Raw genomic sequence first — 19,947 nt, forward strand, 5'->3', positions numbered from 1 at the left:
GCGGAGAGACGTGCGGAACTCCTGATCCCACTCCGGCCGTCCACCATTCAAAGGTAGGCATGCCTTCCGGCGGCTGAGAGGTTCTGGCAGTACCCCGTTCGGCGAGGACTACCTTTTTGTGAGCCGCCCCGCGCGAGAGGTCCGGCGCCGGGCCGGGACCAGGACGATCGCCGTCATCGCGGCGGATGCCCCAGAGCCTGCGCGGTCGCGGCTTGCCCATCTCCTGGTCGGGACGCCCCATCCGGTCGTCGGATCCTCGCCGGGCGCCCGCGGTTCCACCACAGGGACAGACCGGCGCCGGCGAACGCCAGCAGCGTTCCGGCGAGCACGAACCAGACCGTGGTCTCGGTCTCCTGCCGGTGCAGGCCGATCGCGCTGGGCAGGCCGGAGAGCACCTCGGCGAGCTGGTCGGCGTCCTCGGCCCGGAAGTACCTGCCGCCGGTGGTATCCGCGACCTCGGTCAGCGCCTCCTCGTCCATCTGCAGGAACTGGCGGAAACCGGAGGGGTCGCGGAAACCGCCGCGCCCGGAGAATCCCGGCTCCGGACCGCCGCGGTACAGGTCGCCGGTGATCTGGTCGGGTCGGCAGACCATGCGTGTCGGCTCGGTCGTGCCGAAGCCGATGGTGAAGACCCGCAGGTGGCGGGCGGCGGCCTGCTGGGCGGCGGTGACCGGGTCGACGCCGGTGGTGTTCGAACCGTCGGTGAGCACGACGATGGTGTCCGGTTGGAAGTCGGCCGGGGCGCCGGGGCCCAGGTCCACGCCGGTCTTCGCGACGTCCGGATTGTCCTCGGCGATCGCGTCGATCGAGGTGAGTATCGCCTGACCGATGGCCGTGCCACGAGAGGTACGGAAGCCGTCGATCGCGTCGGTCAGCCGCTGCTTCTCCGTGGTGGGCGCGACGATCAGGGCGGCGATGCCGGAGAACGCGACCAGCCCGATCCGGGTGTCGTCGTCGCTGTCCTCGATGAACGCGCGGGCGGCGTCGCTGGCGGCCGACAGCCGGTTGGGTGCGACGTCGGTGGCACACATCGACCCGGACACGTCGATGGCCAGCAGGATCGAGGAGTCGGCGCGGGGTACGGCAATCTCCGCGTGCGGGCGAGCCAGGCCCACGGCGAGGACGAGCAGGCCGGCGAGGAAGAGCGCGACGGGAATCCTGCGTCGCCATGCACTGCGGCCCGGAACGGCGGCGCGGATCAACGCGATGCTGGAGACGGTGACCGCGGTGCGCTTACGACGTCGGTTGAGCCACCAACGCGCCGCGAGGAGCAACGGCACGGTCAGTAGCGCGAGCAGCGCCCACGGCCAGCTGAGGGACATCAGACGATCCTTCCGTGCCAGCGGGTGTTCAGGAGGCTGCCGATCGCCAGTAGCAGCAGCGCGGCCGCGGCGAACGGCGCGGTCAGCTCGATCGGTTCCGTCCTGGTGGTCAGCCGCAGGTCGATCGACCTGGTGGTGTCGACCAGCGCCTGCGTGTTGCCGGCCTGCTGGTACGTGCCGCCGGTGGTCTGCGCGACCATGGTCAGCAGCGATTCGTCCAGGGCGGTGCCGAGCTGATAGCCGTCCACCTCCACGGTCGCACCCTTGGCGGTGCCGACGCCGACGGTCTGCACGCGTACGCCGGCACCCGCCGCGAGTTCCGCGGCCTGCGTCACGTCCGGGCCGCCGGTCTCCTGCCCGTCGGAGAAGATCACGATGGTGGCGGACGGCCAGTAGCCGAGTTCGTTGGCCGGCGCGGCGGTGTCCGGGTCGGCGTCGCCGCCGGTGGGCAGGCTGACCGGCTTGCCGGTGACGGCACCCAGTCCGACCAGGATGGCCTGGCCGAGGGAGGTGCCCCCGCTCGTGGTGGCCCGGTCGATCGCGGCCTGTGTGGCGGGTCGGTCGTCGGTGGGAGCCTGGGTGAGCAGCGCCTGATCGCCGAAGAGGAGTACGCCGATGTCGACCGAATCGGGCTGCCCCTCGACGAACTGCTTCGCGGCGGTCTGCGCGGCGCCGAGCCGGCTGGGGGTGACGTCGGTGGCTTTCATGCTGTTGGACACGTCGAAGGCGAGAATGACGGTGCCGGAGACATGCGGCACGGAGAGCTCGGCCGAGGGTCGGGCCAGGCCGGTGAGCAGGATCGGCAGCGCGGCGAGCAGCAGAACGTACGGGAGGTGGCGTCGGATGCCGCCGCCGGCGAGCCGGCCGAAACCCACCGCGGCGAGGGCGGCCGTGCGCCGCCGCTGGAGCAGGACGTAGCCGGCGACCGCCGCCGCGGTGAACAGAACGGCCGGGATCAGCACGAGGGGATGGCCGAAGCTCACCGGGACCTCCTTCCGGATCGACGGACCAGGTCGAGCAGCGTCGCGGGCAGGTCCTGGTCGGTGGTGATCCGGTGGGCGTCGACGCCGGCCTGGCGCATCCGCTCGGCCAGCTCGGTCTCGCGCGCACCGACCTGCTCGCTGAGGCGGCCGCGCAGCAGTGGGTCGCTGGTGTCGACCAGGAGCTGCTCGCCGGTCTCCGCGTCCTCGACCAGTATCAGGCCCAGGTCGGGCAGGTCCAGCTCGGCGAGGTCGGCGATGCGGAGGACCACGACCTCATGCCGATGGGAGAGCATGCCCAGGGGGCGTTCCCACCCTGGATTTCCGAAAAAGTCGGAAATCACGAAAATCAGGCTGCGCCGCTTGGCGGTGGTGGCCGCGGCCAGCCGCAGCATCGCCGACAGATCGGTGGTGGACCCGCCGCCGGCCTGCGGCGGCGGCTCCAACAGATCGCGCGCGATGCGCAGCACCTGGTTTCTCCCGGTACGCGCGGGTACGACCCGGTGCACGTGATTGTCGAACAGAATCGCGCCGATCCGGTTGCCACCCGTGGTGATCAGCCGGGCGAGACTGACCGCGAGTTCGGTGGCAGTGCCGGCCTTTCCGGTGTCGCGTCCGGTACGCATCGAGGCGGATCGGTCGACGACCAGCCAGGCGGTCATCTCCCGGTCCTCGGTGTACTGCCGGACGAAGGGCTCGTCGAGGCGCGCGGTGACGTTCCAGTCGATGTGCCGGACGTCGTCCTGCGGGGTGTACACCCGCAGGTCGGTGAAGTCGATCCCGGCACCGTGCCAAACCGTACGGTAATTACCCTGTAGCCGCCCGTCGAGACGACGGCTGAGCCGCCATTCCAGACGCCGCAGCAGGCGTTCGGGTGCCCCGGCCATGGGTCAGCGACCTCGACCGACCGGCTCGGGTACCGGCGTGTTCGCCAGGATCTTCGCCAGGATGTCGTCCGGAGTGAGGTCGTCGGACAGCGCCTCGTAGGACAGCACCAGCCGGTGCCGTAACACGTCCAGGGCGAGGTCGGTCAGGTCCTGCGGGACGGCGTACTCCCGGCCGCGGACGTACGCGAGCGCTCGTGCGGCGAGCACCAGGCTGATCGACGCGCGCGGGCTGGCACCGAACGTGATGTAGCGCGTCAGGTCGCTCAGGCCGACCCGGGCGGGATCACGGGTGGCGTGGGCCAGGCTCACCGCGAACTCGATCAGTGACGGATCCACGTACACCCGGTCCGCGGCCTGCTGAAGGCCGGACAGCGTCTCCGGGTCGATGATCCGCTGGAGCGCCGCGCCCGGGGCGAGTGCCCGCTCGACGACCACGAACTCCTCACCCGGCGTCGGGTAGCCGACCAGCACCTTCATCATGAACCGGTCGACCTGCGCCTCGGGCAGTGGGTAGACGCCTTCGTTCTCGATCGGGTTCTGGGTCGCCATGACCAGGAAGGGGTCGGGCACCCGGTGGGTCTCACGGCCGATGGTGACCTGGCGTTCCTGCATCACCTCCAGCAGGGCGCTCTGTACCTTGGCGGGTGCCCGGTTGATCTCGTCCGCGAGCAGCAGGTTGGTGAAGACCGGTCCGATCTGGACCTGGAACTCACCGGTCGGCTGATGGTAGATCCGGGTACCGACGATGTCCGCGGGCACGAGGTCGGGGGTGAACTGCACCCGATGGAACTGCCCGCCGATCGCCTCGGCGAGGGATTTCACCGCGAGCGTCTTGGCGAGGCCGGGTACGCCCTCGACCAGGATGTGCCCGCGCGCCAGCAGAGCCACGATCATCCGCTCGAGCAGCGGGTCCTGGCCCACGACGGTCTTCTTGACCTCGTACAGCACCTTCTCGATCGGGCCGGCCGAAGCAGGTAGGGCGTCATTGCCGTTCATACGAGCATCCTTCTCTACAACGGTGGGACGGCAGGGCCGTTGCCCTCTCGGCCGGCAGCGATTGCGGTGCCGATCGGAACGGCGAAGCCGATGCCGATGAACGTGCCGGCGTCGGTCGGGTTCGCCAGGGAGACGACGATGCCGACGACCTGACCCTGGTTGTTGATCAGCGGCCCGCCGGAACTGCCCGGGTTGACCGCCGCGTCGAACTGGATGAGGCCCGGTGTGCCGGCCACCTGCCGGTTCAGGCCGGAGACGACACCGGCGCTGGTGCTCATGGACAGCCCGAGTGGGTTGCCGATCGCAACCACCTCGTCACCGACAGCCGTTGCGCCACCGAGCACGGCGGGCACCAACGTCTCGGGAAGCTCCCGTGGCGTGAGCGTGGCAATGTCGGTCGCCTCGTCCGCGTCCGCCACCGTCGCGGTCGTCCGGCTGCCGTCGGCGTAGCTGATCTGGATGGTGGTGGCGGAGGCGACGACGTGCGCCGCAGTCAATATGGTCCCGTCCGAGTTGGCGATCACGCCGGTGCCGACGGCCGATTCCGTCATGCGTGACCCACTGGACGCGCTCGGTCGGCGGGTGGTTTCTATCCGTACGACCGACGGCAGCAGCGTCTGGTAGATGTCGGCGTTGCTCAGCGGTGCGTCCGACATGGACGGGGAGGCCGAGGGTGCCGCGACGGGTGGCGGTGACACACCGACACCGCCACGCCACAGCACCGCGACGGTGATCGCCACGGCCCAGAGCACTCCGGCCGCGACGAACACGTGTCGCCGCGTACGTTCCCGTCGTTTGCGTGGCTGATCGGTCGTGCTCCCTCCGCGGACCGGCTCTGCCGCCGCAGAGCCGCTCACCTCGAGGTCGATCATGCTTCCGACCCTACCGAAAGTACCGAGAAAGAAAACCGAAAGCGACGGCCGGAAACTCTGTCCCGGCGGGGTCGGGGCCGCGCCACCGCCGGTGCTTCGCCGACGTCCCGCGCGCCGGGATGGCTGCACCTACGACACAGTCGTTCAACGGAAGCGAGCGATCGCGTGTGCGTGCATCGTCGGTGCCATCGCCCCGCGGACCCGCGGGCCTGACGTACACGAGGACAACGCCGATGCACGACGTACGAGTGACACACATCGGGGGACCGACGGCCCTCATCGAGGTGGCCGGCTGGCGGATCCTCACGGACCCGACGTTCGACCCGCCGGGTCGCCGGTACGCGTTCGGCTGGGGGACCAGCTCGCGGAAGGTCGCCGGGCCCGTGCTGCGACCCGAGCAGGTCGGACCCGTCGACGCGGTACTGCTCAGCCATGAGCATCACGCGGACAACCTCGACGAGAGCGGCCGGGAACTGCTCACCGGCGTTCCCGTCATCGTCACCACCCGCGCCGGTGCGCGCCGCCTCGGCGGCCGGTCGCGTGGCCTGCGACCGTGGGACGAGACCGTCCTCGAGGCTCCCGGGCGGCCACCGATCACGGTCACCGCGACGCCGTGCAGGCACGGGCCGCCGCTCAGCCTCCCCATCGCGGGGCCGGTCATCGGGTTCGCGTTGCGGTGGGACGGCCAGGAGCACGGTGTGCTGTGGGTCACCGGTGACACCGTCATGTTCCGCGGCCTGCGGGAGGTGCCACGGCGGCTGACCGTCGACACCGTACTGCTGCACCTGGGCGCCGTCAGGTTCCCGGTGACCGGCCGCCTGCACTACAGCCTCACCGGACGCGAGGCCGTCGAACTCTGCCGACTCGTCCGGCCACGCACCATCATCCCGGTGCACTACGAGGGCTGGTCCCATTTCAGCCAGGGCCGAGCGGCGGTCGAGCGGGCGTTCGCGGCCGCACCGGACAGGCTCGGCGACCGATTGCGGTGGCTGCCGGGGCAACCACCGTCAACTCACTGAAGCACCGCCGGAACGGCATCCCGCAGCGTAGTGGCGCAGCACATGCAGCCATCGCTGAAAGGGTTCCATCACATGCCGACCACCCGACGTACCCTGATCGCCGGCTCCGCCGCGGTCGCCACCGGAGCCCTCATCGCGGCTCCGGCGGCGACCGCACACACCAGGCCGGTCACGCCGAAACCGACCGTCGTGCTGGTGCACGGCGCGTTCGCCGACGCGTCCGGCTGGACCGACACCGCCCGGATCCTGCAGCGCGACGGCTACCCGGTCCTCGCGCCGGCGAACCCGCTGCGCAGCGTCTCCGCCGACGCCGCCTACCTGGCCAGCGTCCTGGCCACCGTTCCCGGGCCGCTGGTCCTGGTCGCGCACTCGTACGGCGGCATGGTCATCACCAACGCGGCCCTCGGCAACCCGAACGTCAAAGCCCTCGTCTACGTCGCCGCGTTCGCCCCCGAACAGGGTGAGACCCTGCAGGGACTCCAGCTCAAGTTCCCGGGCAGCAAGCTCGGCGAGGCGGCGCTGGACTTCCGACCGTACCCGACCGCCGACGGCGCCGGCAGCGTCGACGGGTACGTCAAGACCAGCGTCTTCCGCGACGTGTTCGCCGCCGATCTGCCCCGTGCCACGACCGACGTCATGGCCGCCACGCAGCGGCCCGGCGACGTGCACACCCTCCTGGAGCCGTCGGGCGCTCCGGCCTGGAAGGAGATCCCCACCTGGTACCTCGTGGCCCGCAACGACAACCTCATCCCGGCCGCGGCGCAGCGGTTCATGGCGCAGCGGGCCAGCGCCCGGATCACCGAGGTCAACGCCTCGCACGTGGCGATGATCTCGCAGCCGAGGGTCACCGCCGACGTCATCAAGCACGCCGCCCGCTGAGAGGACCCACCATCATGTACGTCACCACCACCGACGGAGCATCGATCTTCTACAAGGACTGGGGTGCCGGCCGCCCGGTTGTGCTGTCGCACGGCTGGCCGTTGAACGCCGACAGCTGGGAGGCACAGGCGCTCTTCCTCGCCGAGCACGGGTTCCGGGTCATCGCCCACGACCGGCGCGGGCACGGCCGGTCGACGCAGACGTGGCACGGCAACGAGATGGACACCTACGCCGATGACCTCGCCACGCTCCTGGACGCCCTGGACCTGCGCGAGGCGACCCTGGTCGGTTTCTCCACCGGTGGCGGTGAGGTTGCCCGGTACATCGGTCGGCATGGCACCGGTCGGGTCGCCCAGGCCGCGCTGGTCTCGGCGGTGCCGCCGTTCATGCTGCAGACACCGGACAACCCCGGCGGGGTCCCGGTTCAGGTGTTCGACGCGATCCGGGCCGGATCCCTCGCGGACCGTTCGCAGACGTACAAGGATCTAGCGGCCGGGCCGTTCTTCGGTGGGGCCGCGTCGCAGGGCGTGCAGGACGCGTTCTGGCTGCAGTCGATGGCCGCCGGCCACCGCAACGCCTTCGAGTGCATCGCCGCGTTCTCCGCCACCGACTTCCGGCCCGACCTCGCCGCGATCGACGTGCCGACCCTGGTCATCCACGGTGACGCCGACCAGGTCGTGCCGTTCGAGGTCGGCGGCATGGCCTCCTCGGCGCTGATCAAGGACGCCCGGCTCGTCGTCTACGCCGGCGCACCGCACGGTATCACCGACACCCACAAGCAGCAGCTCGGCAGCGACCTGCTCGCGTTCCTGAAGGAGTACGACGCATGAGCACGATCGTCCTCATCCACGGCCTGTGGGTCACCCCGCGCAGTTGGGAGCACTGGATCCCGTACTACGAGGCGCAGGGTCACACCGTCGTTGCGCCCGCCTACCCCGGCTTCGAGGTAGAGGTCGAAGCGTTGCGCGCCGACCCGACCCCGATCGCCACCGCCACCGTGCCGCAGACCCTCACGCACCTGGAGAAGATCATCACGGCGCTGCCCGAGCCGCCGATCCTCATCGGCCACTCGTTCGGCGGCACGCTGACGCAGCTACTGATGGACCGCGGGTACGGCGCCGCGGGCGTGGTCATCGACTCGGCCCCGCCGGAGGGTATCCGGGTCACCCCGCCGTCGCAGATCCGTTCCCTGTTCCCGATCCTGAACAATCCCGCGAAGCGGCACCAGGCGGCCGGGTTCACCCCGGCGCAGTTCCACTACGCGTTCACCAACACGCTGCCCGAGGACGAGGCGCTCGCCGCCTACGAGCGGTACGCGATCCCCGCCCCGGGCAGCTGGGTATGGGCCTACGGGCTCATCGCGAACTTCACGCCCGGGCGTCAGGAGACCTGGGTCGACTTCCGCAACGAGCGGCGAGCCCCGCTGCTGTTCATCGCCGGCGGTGCCGACCACATCATGCCGCCGTCGGTGAACAAGTCCAACGCCCACCACTACCAGGCGGCCGGCACCGTCACCGACTACCACGAGTTCCCGGGCCGCTCGCACTGGACGTGCGCCGAACCAGGTTGGGAGCAGGTCGCCGACTACGCCCTGAACTGGGCGTCACAGCACCTCCGGTAGGTGCGCGGTGGCGGTCGGGCGAGCCGGTGCCCGACCGCCACCGGCGGCTGGTGCGTCCGGCGGTCTCGGGCGATACTGGCGGCCCGGGGCATGAGCGAGCACGACGAGAACGGAACCGATGGCAGCGGCACGGCAGGCGGACGTCGATTCGCACGGTGCCGGGCGAGCAGCGGCGTTGCGAGAGGTTATCGCCTACCTGCGTGGGGCTTCGTCCGTCGATTCCGGTTTGTACCTGCAGGGAAGTGCCGGCGTCGGCATGTCGACGGTGCTGTCCAGCGTCGCGGCCCGGGCGCGGCGTCGCGGTCATCGTCCCATCGTGATCAGCGGGTCTCGTGCGGAGCGTGACGTCGCGTTCGCGGGACTGCACCAGATGCTGCACGCGTGCCGGCGCCTGCCCACCGCTCGTCCGCTGGTCGACCTGCTGACGGCGGCCGTCGGGGGGACTGCCGCCGGCCTCGATCCGGCTGCCGGCCTCGACCCGGCGGTGGTGAAGGCCGTCAGATCGCTGCTCGCGGCGATCACCGTGGACGCGCCCGCGCTGGTCGTCGTCGACAACGCCCACCGCCTCGACGCGCAGACGTCCGCGACCATGGCGTCCGCGCTCGCTGGTGCACCCGTGCCCGGCCTGGCCGTCGTGTTGGGCGGGCACCCGGTGGGCGCGGGGGCGTGGCCGTCGCTGCGAACCCGGACGCTGCCCGGTCTACCGGAAGCCGCGGCCCGGCGGCTGCTGCTCGCCCGGGCGCCGGGACTGGACCGGTGGCTCGCCGACCGGATCGTGGACGAGGCCGCAGGCCGGCCGCTCGCACTGGTCGAACTGCCGATCGCCTGGCGCGACCGGTACACACCCGGCGCCGACCTCCTGGAGCAACACTCGCCGCTGACGACACGGCTCGCGCAGTCGCTGCTGGAACAGGTCACCGCGCCGCCCCCGGAGGGCGCTCTCGGCCTGCCGGACGTCCCGGAGGCCGGGGGCAGGCACACCGATCCGCTACTGGCCGCCGCGCTGGCGCGGACGGCGGACCCCGCCGACCCGCCCGCGACCCACCCGGAGCCCGTCGGGCCCATCCAACGCGCCGTGGCCGTGATGCGATCCGGGCAGCGCGACGAGCAGGCCGCCGGAGCGCTCATCGAGGGTGCGAGTGCCGCCGCGGACCTCGGCCGGTTCGAGGTGGCCGCGGCGCTGCTCGACGACATGCCGGAGCGGATCAACCCGATCGACGCCGTCCGCCGCGACCTGATACTCCGCCGGGCCAGCGACGGGACCTGGCCCCGGCTGCCGGCGGAGATGCTGTGCACCGTCGCCGACACCTGCCGCGGCGCCGGCAACCCCGACCTGGCCCTCGATCTCCTCGCCGGGTTCGCCGAAACCGTCACCTGGACCGACCTCGACGAGCCGGACCGCCAGCGGCTTCTCGTTTCGCTCGGCGCCCTCGACCGGCACCGCGCCGACCCACGCCGGCTGCTGGTCGCCGCGACCCTCGCCGGCCACCAAGGCCACGTCGGCGTCGACGCCAGCAGGCAGGCGGGGCTGGCGCTGCGGCGGCTGGGCCACCTCGAGCCCGCCATCGCGTACCTGGAACCCGTCGTCGCGACGCTGACCCGGCAGCGCCGCATGGGCCTGCTGGTGCCGGCCGCGGCAGCCCTCGCCGACGCACAGCTGTTCCTCGGCCGGTGGAACGACGCCGACCGGCACCTGCGGGCCGCGACCGATGCAGCGGAGCGCACCGGCCAGGTTGTGTGGCTGGCGTACCTGCAGGCGACGGCAGCGCTGCTGCACGCCTGGCGCGGTGATCTCGACACCGCCCGCGGCGCCGCCGACGCGGCCGAGTTGGCGGTGGGGGACCGGCCGGTGTGGCCGGTACGGCTGCGGGTGGCGGCCGCCCGGGGGATCGCGCTGATGACCGAGGAACGCTTCGCCGAGGCGTGCGTGGCAATGGAACCCGTGATGGTCGGCCCGAGCGTTCGTGCGTACACGATCGACCTTGCCGTCGTCGCGACCCTCCACGCGGAGGCCGCCAGCCGCGGCCGGCCACGACCCGAGCGCCAGTTGCCGGACAACCTGTCACCCGACGGCGAGGCGCACCGCCTGTACGCACGGGCGCTGCTGCAACCACTCAAGGCGACGTTCACCGACCTGCTCGAGCGGACCGGGCGGCTGCCGTGGCTACGGGCGCGGGTCCAGCTCACCTACGGGTCATGGCTGCGGCGTGACCGGCGCGTCGGCGAGGCACGTGAGCAGCTGCACGCCGCCCGTGCCGGGTTCGCCGCGCTGTCCGCCCGGCACTGGTCCGACCGCACGGAGCAGGAGCTGCGCGCGGCCGGCACCGACCAGCGCCGAGGGCTGCTCACACCGCAGGAGCTCGCGGTCGTCAAGCTCGCCGCGACCGGTCTGTCCAACCGCGAGATCGGTGCGCGGCTGGACCTGTCGGCACGCACCGTCGAATCGCACCTCGCTCGGGCCTTCCCGAAACTGTCGATCAGCTCCCGCCACCAGCTCCCCGCCCGCCTGTACGAGCTGACATGACCGACCTGTTCGGCAGGGCGCACGAGGTTGGTGTGCTCGACGGCCTGATCGCCGGTGCGCGCCAGGGCGGCGGGTCGTTGCTGCTGCGCGGTGACGCCGGCGTCGGCAAGTCGGCACTGCTGCGCGCGGCCACCGCGATCGCCGACCGCCACGGACACCTGGTGCTGACCGCCGGCGGCGCCGACGGTGACGCGGCCCCCTACGTCAGCTTCCGCCGGATCCTGCCACCCCGGATGATCGACGCCGCGGACCTGCCGCCCGCCCAACGCGCCGCACTGCTCGCGGCGACCCGTACGGACGACCCCGCCGCCGTCCCCGAGCCGTTCCTGGTCGGCATGGCCGCCCTGACCGTCCTCACCGACGCCCCCGAGGACCGGCCGATCACGCTCATCGTCGACGACGCCCATTGGCTGGACGCACACTCCCGCGCCGTGATCGCGTTCCTCGGCCGCCGGCTCGCCGCCGACCCGGTGCTGCTGATCGTGGCGACCAGACCCGTCGACGACCCCGCCACCGCCCTCGACGCGACCACGACCCTCACCGTGCCGCCGCTGCCTGCCGACGCCGCGACCGCACTGCTCGACTCGGTCGCCGCCGGCCTGGACCCGCTCGTCCGCGGCCAGATCCTGCACGCCGCCCGCGGCAACCCCTTGGCACTGACCGAACTGCCCCGCACCTGGGCCAGCACGGCACCCCCCGCCGCGACCATCCCCGTCGGCGACCACATCCGGTCCAGCTTCGCCGGCAGCTACCGCCGCCTGCCACCGATCAGCCGCGACGTCCTGCTGATCGCCGCCCTGGACGAACACTCCGCCACCACGGAGATCCTCCACGCGGCCGAACTCTTCGCCGGCCGACCGATCCCGCACGGCGCCCTGAGCCCGTCCGCGTCGGCCGCCCTGATCACGGTCTCCCGTACCGACGTCGTCTTCCGCCACCCGTTGGTACGGGCAGCCGTCATCGAATCCGAGGACGCCGAACGTGTGCGGGCCGGACACCACGCCCTTGCCGTTGCCCTGGAACGCTCGGATCACCGCCGCGCCCTGACCCACCGGGCCCAGGCCGCCCACGGCACGGATGACATCCTCGCCGCTGACCTTGCCGCCGCCGCTGAGGAAGGCCGCCACCGCGCCGAGACGACGACCGCGATCTGGCTCATGGAACGCGCCGCCGGCGTCACCACCGACCCGAGTCTGCGCGGCCACCGGCAACTGATCGCCGCCACCTGGGCGTACGAGCTCGGCGACCGCCGTACCGTCGACCGGCTGGTCACCCGCGCCCGCGCCGAGCCCCTGACCCCGCTCGACCAGATCCGCGCCGCGTGGCTCGCCGAGATCTTCACCGGGCACGGCACCGACATCCTTGCCCTGCACCGCGACGTGCAGCTCGCCCGGGACGCCGGCGACCTCGAACTTGCCTGGAACGTCCTCATGTCCATCGCCTCCCGCTGCTACTGGGCACCACCGGACGAGCCGACCCGGCAACTGCTCGCCGCCACCGCGCAGGCGCTGCCCGTCGCCGGGTCCGAGTACCGCCTGGTCTTCGCCCTGTCCGGCATCGACCAGGTCAGCCACACCGCCCGCATCCTCGCCGAATGCCGCCGCGCCCTGACCCGGGACGTCCCGGACGCCAACGCCCTACGGATGTACGCGATGAGCGCGGTCGTCGTCGGCGACGCGCTCGTCGCCCGGACGTTCGGCGACGAGGCCGAGCGCCTACTGCGCGCCCAGGGCCGCCTCGGGCTCCTGCCGCACGTCCTGCTCACCCGCATCCAGGCAGACTGGTCCATCGGCCACTGGGACCGCGCCCGGACCGCCCTCGACGAGGGCCGCCGCCTCGCCGCCGAGACCAGCCAACCAACCTGGCGCAACTCGGCCCGCCTGAACGAGGCTCGCCTCGCCGCCCTGACGGGCTCGTTCGAACACCTCGCGCGAACCTTGGCCGAGATCGACGCCGAGGCGCTCGCCCAGGGCACCACCAGTTTCCTGCCCCGCGTGCAGGTCGTGCGCGGCACGGCGTTGGTGGCCCGCGGCAGGTACGAGCACGGGTTCGACGTGCTCCGGCGCGTCTTCGATCCGCAGGATCCGTTGTACGACCCCCGCAGCACCTTCCCCGCGATCATGTTCCTGGCCGACGCCGCGGTGCACACCGGCCGCGGTTCGCCCGCGCTGGAGCTCATCGACGGGGTTCGCCGGCTGCTCGGCCCGACCCCACCGGTCGACTTCCGGGTCGTGGACGCCTACGCCAGCGCGGTCCTCGCCGACAGCGAAGCGTCCTTCCTGGCCGCGTTGGAGGGCGAGGCAGCTCATTGGCCCTGGGTGCTGGCGCGGCTCCGGCTGGCGTACGGCACGTTGCTCCGCCGGCGTCGTAGGGACGCCGATGCGGTGCCGTACCTGCAGTTGGCCCTCGCCGGGCTGTCTCGGATGGGTGCGCTGCCCTGGGTGGAACAGGCCCAGCAGCAGTTGCGCGCCGCCGGCGCCCATACCTCCCAACCGGGCGTGGTGCCGCAGCAGGTGCTGAACGCGCAGGAACTGCAGATCGCCACTCTGGCCGCCACCGGCCTCAGCAACCGCGAGATCGGCACACAACTGTTCCTGTCCCCACGGACGGTCGGCTCCCACCTGTACCGCATCTTTCCGAAACTCGGTATCACCTCCAGGGGACAGCTGACCGCCCTGCTGAACACGACGTCGGCCAACTGACGTTCGCGGCCGGTGGGACTCGGCGCGGTGGTACGCCGGACCGAGCACGGCATCCCGCACATCCTCGCCCGCGACATCTACCACACCTGGGTCAACCAGTCCCGAACGGTGGAGCGGCTACTGGCCGGCCCACCGCCGATCGGGCCGTCGTCGCAGGCTCGGGAGCTGGTCCGGGGGTACGCCGCAGGCTACAACCGGTACCTGGCCGAGCGGACCGTAGCGGGGCTGCCGGATGCGGCCTGCCGCGGGGCGGGGTGGGTACGGCCGATCACGGAGCTGGACGTGTGGCGGCGGGCGTACCAGATCGCGGAGCTCAACGGCGGCGAGGCCGCCAGCTACGCGATCGCGAGCGCCGCGCCACCCGGAACCGCGGCCGACCCTGCCCTCGTGCCGGCCGCGGACGCGTCGCCCCGCACACCGACGGGTGCGTCGCACTCACCCCGCACCCCGGCAGGGTTGGCCAGCAACGCCATCGGGATCGGCCGGGCGGCGTCGGCCGGCCGCACCGGACTGCTCTTGGCCAACCCGCACCTGCCATGGAACGGTGACCTGCGCCTGTACCAACCGCACCTCACCATTCCCGGCGAGCTCGACGTCAGCGGTGCCGGGTTCTACGGCCTGCCGGTGGTGAACATCGGCCACAACGACCGGCTGGCCTGGAGTCATACCGCGTCGACCGCGCAGACCACGACGATGTCCCGGCTCACGCTCGTCCCCGGTGACCCGACCAGCTACCTGTTGGACGGCCGGCCGCGTCGGATGGAACAGGCCACGGTCCGGGTCACTGTGCCGCGGGCCGACGGCCAGCTCGGTCAGGTCAGCCACAAGGTCTACCGAACACCGGACGGCCCGATCGTCGCCGGCGGGTCGGTGCCCTGGTCGCAGGAGCACGCGTACGCGATGCGCGACGCGAACGCCGGCAACCTGCGTGTCCTCGACCAGACGCTGGACATGGGCCGTTCCCGCGACGTGACCCGGCTACACGAGTCGTTGACCCGGCACCTCGGCATCCCGTGGGCGAACACGATCGCCGCCGACGCCGACGGCGCCGCGTACTTCAGCGGGGTGCAGGTTGTCCCGCACGTCAGCGACGAGCTGATCGGCCGCTGCGGCAGCAGGACCGAGTACGGCGAAATCGTCCTCGACGGCAGCCGCTCCTCCTGCGGTTGGGGCAGCGACGCGGACGCGGTGGCTCCCGGCCTCCTCGGTCCGGGCCGGCTGCCGACGCTGACCCGTACCGACAGTTTCAACCTCATGACCGACGAGTGGGAGCCGGCTTCGGGTGAGTCGCTGCCGGACGTGGCGCACGGGTCGTCCTTCATCATGGCCGTCGAGCTCACCGCGGCCGGGCCGCGTACCCGCACGCTGCTCACGTACGGCCAGTCCAGCAACGTGGGCTCGCCGTACCGCACCGACCAGGCCCGCCGGTACTCGGCGAAGCGGTGGGTCACCGAACGGTTCACCCCGGCCGAGATCACCAGTGACCCGGCGCTGAGGGTCCGCACGCTCCGCCGTTGACCGACCGAACGGTCCACATCGGTGTCGGTGTCTGCCCGTTGTACGGGCGGACACCGCACCCAACCCTGGTCCGGGCCGGATCCGAAGATCGTCTGCTCCCGATACCAGCGGAAATCGGCCCCGGACCGGTCTATCTCGGCAGCCAGGTGCGATTCGGTCGGCGCCGCGGCGGCTTCGCTGCTCGGGCCGTCTTGTTAGGGTCAACCACGGTCGCTGAGTGTGTCAGGAGTCCATGGTGTCCTTTACCTTTGTCACCGCGGCGCGGATACCAATGCCACGGACGGGCTTCGACTCGTGGCTTGACGTTCCGATAGCGTCCGCGGCGGTCATCGAAAACCCGGCTGACATGTTCGTCGGCTGGTACTGGGGTGACCGTGAGGGGCAAGCTGACTGGACGGACGCCGAGACCGACCTGACTCCCCGCGAGCTCCTCGCCGGGCGGGTTGCTGCCAGTTGCGCTGTGAACGGCGACGGGGTGCTCACCGTGCTGCGGTACCGGGATGGCGCACTGGAGGCGTATCTGTGGACGGTTGGTTACCCCGGAGTCTGGGAGACAGCCGCGCGGCGGCTCTTGCTGATGCTGGCCGGCGCCGGTGCGGTCAAGGACGACGGCCCGGACGGCTACGTCCTGTTCTGGGAGGACGCTGCGGGCATGCTGCCCCGACGCGATCAGGATTCACCGTTGGCACTGCTGACGGTGAACAACAGCCGGGTACGTTTCGTCGGCAAGCGGCCGCTGGCCGATCTGCTCGCGGAGCCTGAGCCCGTCGAGGACGCGTTCGCCGAACTGGCCGAGGCTCTCGACGAGGATCTCGATGTCGAGGATGCGCAGGATTCCGTCGCCCCGCTCGACCCGCGGTACATCGAATCCGCCGTACTGAACTCCGCGCGTTAGACGTACTCAGATCGGTCTGTTCGGATATCCGCCCCACGTGCGGGCCTTCACCGATGCGCGGTCAGTCGGTGACCCAGTTCATGTGTTCGATCCAGTGGTCGAGTAGCGCCCGATCGCCGTGCACCTCCAGGGTGGGAGCCGCATCCAGCGGGCGACGCCTGCTGAGCACGAGCAGTAGTTCGGCGGCTGAGCCGCGTACCGCGACGTCCGCCTTGGTGTGCGTGCGCTCCAGGACGACCATGTCCGGTTCCCGGCGTGCCACCCACTCCCCGGATGCGTCGGTGGCGTGGAAATGCAGGGTCTGGCCCGCGCCGCGCATCGCATCGGCGAAGTCCGGCCTGTTCTCCCAGTAGCCGCGGGACGTCATCGTGTCCAGCCAGTCCTCGATTGCCGCAACGGCGGGCTCCGGCGCCAGCTCGTACCGCAAACCGAGCGCCGCCGCCGCGTCGGCGCGATGCACGCAAGCCTCGCCGAGCAGTCGACGCGACCAGAACGGCACGCCCGCGTCGCCGCCTGACGGATCCCACACCGGTGTGTCGTCGGCGACCGATTCGAACGCCTGCTTCGCTTCGGCCGCGGCGTCGGTCAGCCAGACGCGCCACTGGGCCGAATCGGTCGGGGCTGGAACGTAGCCGGCGAAGGCCCTGCTCGGCTCGGTCAATCGCTCACCCACGAGCATTGTCACCATGTGCTGTGTCGCGCCGACATGGTCGACCAGATCGGCCAGGGTCCACTTCGGGCATGTCGGTACCGGGGTCGCCGCGTCCCTGCCGTGTACCCAGTCGGCGAACGTGCTCGTCTGTTCGACAACAGCATTCAAATAGGTGGACGTGTCCATCGCTGCACCTCCAAGTGCTCCGTCGATACTTGCTGAAAATACGTCATGCGGCCGGGCCGTGGGCGGTCGTCCGATACGAAAAGAGCTTCGGTACGAGCGAAGGTGAATAGCCCGCAGCTTCGCCGAAGGCCCACCCTGCCTGTATTTCTCGTCGCCGCGACCGCCACGTCATCGACTCCGGCCACCCCCGCCGATCATCTACCCGCGCCGGGACATCTCCGGTCCCGTGGCGCTCGACGTGAAACCGCGCCACCGTGTCCGGAGGGTGAGGACGCCCGTCAGAGGTCGCTGCCCGGACGGCATGTTCGCGCAGGTGATAAAGCGCTACGGGTACGCCGGAAAGCCTCTCCAGCTCGCCGTGGACGTTCTACGGCTTGCGCGCCACACCGCAGTACTGGTTCACGTCGATGTCGGGGGTGTCTGGTCCGGGACGCCATCGTGAGCAGGGCACCACGCCGGGTGGGAGCAGCTCGAGGCCGTCGAAGAAGCGTGCGATCTGGGTGGAGCTGCGGTAGCCGATCTTCGGTGTGCCGTGCTCGTTCCAGAACCCCACGATGTCGTCGGCCTCGGCCCGGTTGATGTCGTGACACCCGTGTGCGATGGCCAGGTAGCTGCCCGACGGCAGCGCGTCGACGAGCCGCTGCACAACCTCTCGTGCCTCGTCGTCGTCGAGGATGAAGTGCAGGATCCCCAACAGGGTGATCGCTACCGGCTGGTCGAAGTCCAGGGTGCGACGGGCTTCGCGCAGGATCGTGTCCGGGTCGCGCAGGTCGGCCTCGATGTAGTCGGTGGCGCCCTCGTCAGAGCCGGTCAGCAGGGCACGGGCGTGCACGAGTACGAGTGGGTCGTTGTCGACGTAGACGATGCGGGATTCCGGGGCGATGGACTGAGCGACCTGGTGGGTGTTGTCCGCCGTGGGTAGGCCGGTGCCGATGTCCAGGATCTGGCGGACTCCCTGCTCTGCGACGAGGTGATGAACCATCCGGCGCAGGAAGGCGCGGTCTTCGACGGCCAGGTCGATGATCTGCGGTAGGCGCCTGGCGATCTCGTCACCGGCTGCTCGATCAGAGGCGAAATTGTCCTTACCGCCGAGCCAGTAGTTCCACAACCGTGCCGAGTGCGGCACGGAGGTGTCCAGTTCCTGCTCTGCCCGACGATCTTCCACGGCTTGTTCCCCCGACCCGTTGAACGTCTATGGCGAGACATCCTCCCATAAGCAAGGTGATCCTCGATCGCCCTGAACCAGCTCACCGGCCATGAGGACGGTTTGAGCTGATGGGCTGCTCGGTCGGCGGCCCGAGGCTCTGTCGCGGCGGTCAGGTTGGCTGTCGCGAGCCGTGGATCTGGACGAGTCCGTCGACACCGCGGAGGAAGGTCTCGCAGATCAGGACCGGGTCGAACAGGCAGCCGGCCGCCATGGCGCCGTCCCGAAGCATGACGAAGTGCTGCGCGGCCCGCTCAGCCTCGGTCTCCTCGATGCTCGCCATCAGGGTGCTGATCGTCTCGAGGAACCATCGCCGATGGCCGAGTACGGCTTGATGCACGGGATGGGCGGGGTCGGGGTACTCGGCGACGGCGTTCAGGAAGGCGCATCCGCGGAAGCCGGGGGACTGGATGCCTGCGGCGATCGACGCCGCAACGGCCCGGACCGTGTCGCTCGCCGATGTGCCTGCGTCGATGGCCGTTTCCACCTGGCTACGGATGCCGTGGTCGGCGGCCTGGAGGTAGGCGAGGACAAGGTCTTCCTTGCCGGGGAAGTGCCGATAGAAGGTGGCCCGGGTCACCTTCGCCTCGGCGATGACCCGGTCGACGCCGACCGAGTGGATCCCCTCCGCGTAGAAAATCCTGCTCGCCGTGGTCAGGAGCCGGAGTCGCGCCTCGGATGGCCGGGCTTCGGTCTCGGTACGCGCCATGGGAACGAGTGTAGCGACAGAACGTTCGGTCTTGCCGTTTGTTGCGTCACGTTCCTGATCCACAGGGTCCAACGAGCATCCCCGTACAGGGGCCGAACCGTCCGGAGTTTCGCGTTCCGTGTGAGGTGCGCCGTAGATAGAACGTTCCGTCTTGACATCTCGAAGCGGGGTTGTCATAGTCGGGATCAGGCAGAACGTTCGTTCTTCCTGAGTGATGTTCCGATCGCGGCACCCGCTGGACCCAGTCCCTCAGCAACCACCGAAAGGTTGACCATGACCACCCTTGCCGCTTCCGGCATCTCGACGACGGCGTCCGCCCTGCGGCGGCTGTACTTCGGTCGCTTCGCGTTCGCCATCGTCTGGGCGCTCGTGACGCTCCCGCTCGCCAAACACCTCAATCCGCTCACCGTCACGCTGCTCGTGATCTACCCCCTGTTCGACGTGGCTGCCGCCATCGTCGACGTCCGCGTGTCGCGGGCCACCGGATCACCCACCCTGCTGTACGTGAACGTTGCGGTCAGCCTGCTCGCCGCGGTCGGCCTGGCCATCGCAGGTGCCTCCGGCATCCCGGCGGTCCTGCGCGTGTGGGGCGCCTGGGCGGTCGTGGCCGGTTTGGTCCAGCTGATCGTGGGCGTCACCCGCCGCAAGATGGGCGGCCAGTGGCCGATGATCATCAGTGGTGGCATCTCCGTGCTTGCCGGTGGGTCGTTCTTGGCCGCTGCCTCCGCGGACAACCCGGTGTTGACCAACGCGATCGGCTACGCCATCCCCGGAGCCATCTTCTTCCTCATCGCGGCCATCCGACTCGGCCGCGCAGCGAGGGGGAACTGACATGGAAAACACCACGTACGACGCCATCGTCATCGGCGCGGGACGGTCGGGGAGAACGTCGCCGATCGAGTCGTGCACGGTGGTCCGACCGCCGCCGTAGTCGAGCGGGAACTGGTCGGTGGTGAGTGCTCCTACTGGTCATGCCGACCG

General features: G+C 70.6%; 17 protein-coding genes. 9 read left to right on the plus strand and 8 right to left on the minus strand.

From position 1 onward, the window contains the following. Positions 1 to 173: 173 nt before the first annotated feature. Genes OIE47_RS27175 through OIE47_RS27195 form a run of 5 tightly spaced genes read right to left on the minus strand, consistent with a single transcriptional unit; the run spans position 174 to position 5,057 of the window. On the minus strand, positions 174 to 1,322 hold the full coding sequence (locus OIE47_RS27175; protein ID WP_326557343.1) for a VWA domain-containing protein: 1,149 nt from the start codon (positions 1,320 to 1,322) through the stop codon (positions 174 to 176). Beyond that, positions 1,322 to 2,305: a VWA domain-containing protein gene (locus OIE47_RS27180; RefSeq protein WP_326557344.1), complete on the minus strand. Its 984-nt coding sequence runs from the start codon at positions 2,303 to 2,305 to the stop codon at positions 1,322 to 1,324. Before OIE47_RS27180 ends, OIE47_RS27175 begins: the two co-directional genes overlap by 1 nt. Then, entirely contained in the window at positions 2,302 to 3,189 is an 888-nt protein-coding gene (locus tag OIE47_RS27185) for a DUF58 domain-containing protein (RefSeq protein ID WP_326557345.1), read from the minus strand. The genes OIE47_RS27180 and OIE47_RS27185 overlap by 4 nt, the downstream gene beginning before the upstream one ends. 3 nt (positions 3,190 to 3,192) lie before the next feature. After that, on the minus strand, positions 3,193 to 4,185 hold the full coding sequence (locus tag OIE47_RS27190) for an AAA family ATPase (protein ID WP_326557346.1): 993 nt from the start codon (positions 4,183 to 4,185) through the stop codon (positions 3,193 to 3,195). A 14-nt stretch (positions 4,186 to 4,199) separates the two neighbouring features. Then, on the minus strand, positions 4,200 to 5,057 hold the full coding sequence (locus tag OIE47_RS27195) for a S1C family serine protease (RefSeq protein ID WP_326557347.1): 858 nt from the start codon (positions 5,055 to 5,057) through the stop codon (positions 4,200 to 4,202). A 233-nt stretch (positions 5,058 to 5,290) separates the two neighbouring features. On the opposite strand from OIE47_RS27195, the gene OIE47_RS27200 reads away from it, so the two are divergent. The 8 genes from OIE47_RS27200 to OIE47_RS27235 all read left to right on the plus strand — a co-directional run bounded on the left by OIE47_RS27200 (position 5,291) and on the right by OIE47_RS27235 (position 16,215). Continuing rightward, positions 5,291 to 6,076 carry an MBL fold metallo-hydrolase gene (locus OIE47_RS27200; protein ID WP_326557348.1) on the plus strand — a complete coding sequence of 262 codons (786 nt, stop codon included), beginning with the start codon at positions 5,291 to 5,293 and terminating at the stop codon, positions 6,074 to 6,076. Positions 6,077 to 6,148: 72 nt separating this feature from the next. Continuing rightward, positions 6,149 to 6,955, plus strand: a complete 807-nt coding sequence (locus tag OIE47_RS27205) for an alpha/beta fold hydrolase (protein ID WP_326557349.1) — start codon at positions 6,149 to 6,151, stop codon at positions 6,953 to 6,955. A 14-nt stretch (positions 6,956 to 6,969) separates the two neighbouring features. Beyond that, a complete protein-coding gene (locus OIE47_RS27210) occupies positions 6,970 to 7,785 on the plus strand; it encodes an alpha/beta fold hydrolase (RefSeq protein WP_326557350.1) in 816 nt (271 codons plus the stop codon). Continuing rightward, positions 7,782 to 8,576, plus strand: a complete 795-nt coding sequence (locus tag OIE47_RS27215; protein ID WP_326557351.1) for an alpha/beta hydrolase — start codon at positions 7,782 to 7,784, stop codon at positions 8,574 to 8,576. The genes OIE47_RS27210 and OIE47_RS27215 overlap by 4 nt, the downstream gene beginning before the upstream one ends. 118 nt (positions 8,577 to 8,694) lie before the next feature. Continuing rightward, positions 8,695 to 11,100, plus strand: a complete 2,406-nt coding sequence (locus OIE47_RS27220) for a LuxR C-terminal-related transcriptional regulator (protein ID WP_326557352.1) — start codon at positions 8,695 to 8,697, stop codon at positions 11,098 to 11,100. Further along, positions 11,097 to 13,802, plus strand: coding sequence for a helix-turn-helix transcriptional regulator (locus OIE47_RS27225; RefSeq protein WP_326557353.1), 2,706 nt, complete (start codon positions 11,097 to 11,099; stop codon positions 13,800 to 13,802). Before OIE47_RS27220 ends, OIE47_RS27225 begins: the two co-directional genes overlap by 4 nt. Positions 13,803 to 13,814: 12 nt before the next feature. Next, positions 13,815 to 15,320: a penicillin acylase family protein gene (locus OIE47_RS27230; RefSeq protein WP_326557354.1), complete on the plus strand. Its 1,506-nt coding sequence runs from the start codon at positions 13,815 to 13,817 to the stop codon at positions 15,318 to 15,320. 232 nt (positions 15,321 to 15,552) lie between these two features. Beyond that, positions 15,553 to 16,215: a hypothetical protein gene (locus OIE47_RS27235; protein WP_326557355.1), complete on the plus strand. Its 663-nt coding sequence runs from the start codon at positions 15,553 to 15,555 to the stop codon at positions 16,213 to 16,215. Between the two features lie 61 nt (positions 16,216 to 16,276). On the opposite strand, the gene OIE47_RS27240 is transcribed toward OIE47_RS27235, so the two are convergent. From OIE47_RS27240 to OIE47_RS27250, 3 genes are all read right to left on the minus strand, one after another. Beyond that, positions 16,277 to 17,053, minus strand: a complete 777-nt coding sequence (locus OIE47_RS27240; RefSeq protein ID WP_326557356.1) for a maleylpyruvate isomerase family mycothiol-dependent enzyme — start codon at positions 17,051 to 17,053, stop codon at positions 16,277 to 16,279. 367 nt (positions 17,054 to 17,420) lie between these two features. Beyond that, positions 17,421 to 18,218 (minus strand): SAM-dependent methyltransferase, encoded by a 798-nt coding sequence (locus tag OIE47_RS27245; RefSeq protein ID WP_326557357.1) that lies wholly within the window; start codon positions 18,216 to 18,218, stop codon positions 17,421 to 17,423. Between the two features lie 151 nt (positions 18,219 to 18,369). After that, on the minus strand, positions 18,370 to 18,966 hold the full coding sequence (locus OIE47_RS27250; protein ID WP_326557358.1) for a TetR/AcrR family transcriptional regulator: 597 nt from the start codon (positions 18,964 to 18,966) through the stop codon (positions 18,370 to 18,372). Positions 18,967 to 19,239: 273 nt separating this feature from the next. On the opposite strand from OIE47_RS27250, the gene OIE47_RS27255 reads away from it, so the two are divergent. Beyond that, the gene (locus OIE47_RS27255) at positions 19,240 to 19,797 is read left to right on the plus strand and encodes a hypothetical protein (RefSeq protein ID WP_326557359.1); all 558 of its coding nucleotides are present in this window, start codon (positions 19,240 to 19,242) and stop codon (positions 19,795 to 19,797) included. The last annotated feature ends 150 nt before the right edge of the window (positions 19,798 to 19,947 follow it).

Source organism: Micromonospora sp. NBC_01796, from assembly GCF_035917455.1.
Lineage (GTDB): Bacteria > Actinomycetota > Actinomycetes > Mycobacteriales > Micromonosporaceae > Micromonospora_G.

What these genes read in the sequence shown, in the direction of transcription:
- OIE47_RS27215 (WP_326557351.1), top strand. Translation starts at nt 7,782, where the DNA reads ATGAGCACGATCGTCCTCATCCACGGCCTGTGGGTCACCCCGCGCAGT.
- OIE47_RS27235 (WP_326557355.1), top strand. Translation starts at nt 15,553, where the DNA reads ATGGTGTCCTTTACCTTTGTCACCGCGGCGCGGATACCAATGCCACGG.
- OIE47_RS27240 (WP_326557356.1), bottom strand. Translation starts at nt 17,053, where the DNA reads ATGGACACGTCCACCTATTTGAATGCTGTTGTCGAACAGACGAGCACG.
- OIE47_RS27195 (WP_326557347.1), bottom strand. Translation starts at nt 5,057, where the DNA reads ATGATCGACCTCGAGGTGAGCGGCTCTGCGGCGGCAGAGCCGGTCCGC.
- OIE47_RS27190 (WP_326557346.1), bottom strand. Translation starts at nt 4,185, where the DNA reads ATGAACGGCAATGACGCCCTACCTGCTTCGGCCGGCCCGATCGAGAAG.
- OIE47_RS27255 (WP_326557359.1), top strand. Translation starts at nt 19,240, where the DNA reads ATGACCACCCTTGCCGCTTCCGGCATCTCGACGACGGCGTCCGCCCTG.
- OIE47_RS27175 (WP_326557343.1), bottom strand. Translation starts at nt 1,322, where the DNA reads ATGTCCCTCAGCTGGCCGTGGGCGCTGCTCGCGCTACTGACCGTGCCG.
- OIE47_RS27225 (WP_326557353.1), top strand. Translation starts at nt 11,097, where the DNA reads ATGACCGACCTGTTCGGCAGGGCGCACGAGGTTGGTGTGCTCGACGGC.
- OIE47_RS27250 (WP_326557358.1), bottom strand. Translation starts at nt 18,966, where the DNA reads ATGGCGCGTACCGAGACCGAAGCCCGGCCATCCGAGGCGCGACTCCGG.
- OIE47_RS27210 (WP_326557350.1), top strand. Translation starts at nt 6,970, where the DNA reads ATGTACGTCACCACCACCGACGGAGCATCGATCTTCTACAAGGACTGG.
- OIE47_RS27200 (WP_326557348.1), top strand. Translation starts at nt 5,291, where the DNA reads ATGCACGACGTACGAGTGACACACATCGGGGGACCGACGGCCCTCATC.
- OIE47_RS27185 (WP_326557345.1), bottom strand. Translation starts at nt 3,189, where the DNA reads ATGGCCGGGGCACCCGAACGCCTGCTGCGGCGTCTGGAATGGCGGCTC.
- OIE47_RS27220 (WP_326557352.1), top strand. Translation starts at nt 8,695, where the DNA reads ATGGCAGCGGCACGGCAGGCGGACGTCGATTCGCACGGTGCCGGGCGA.
- OIE47_RS27205 (WP_326557349.1), top strand. Translation starts at nt 6,149, where the DNA reads ATGCCGACCACCCGACGTACCCTGATCGCCGGCTCCGCCGCGGTCGCC.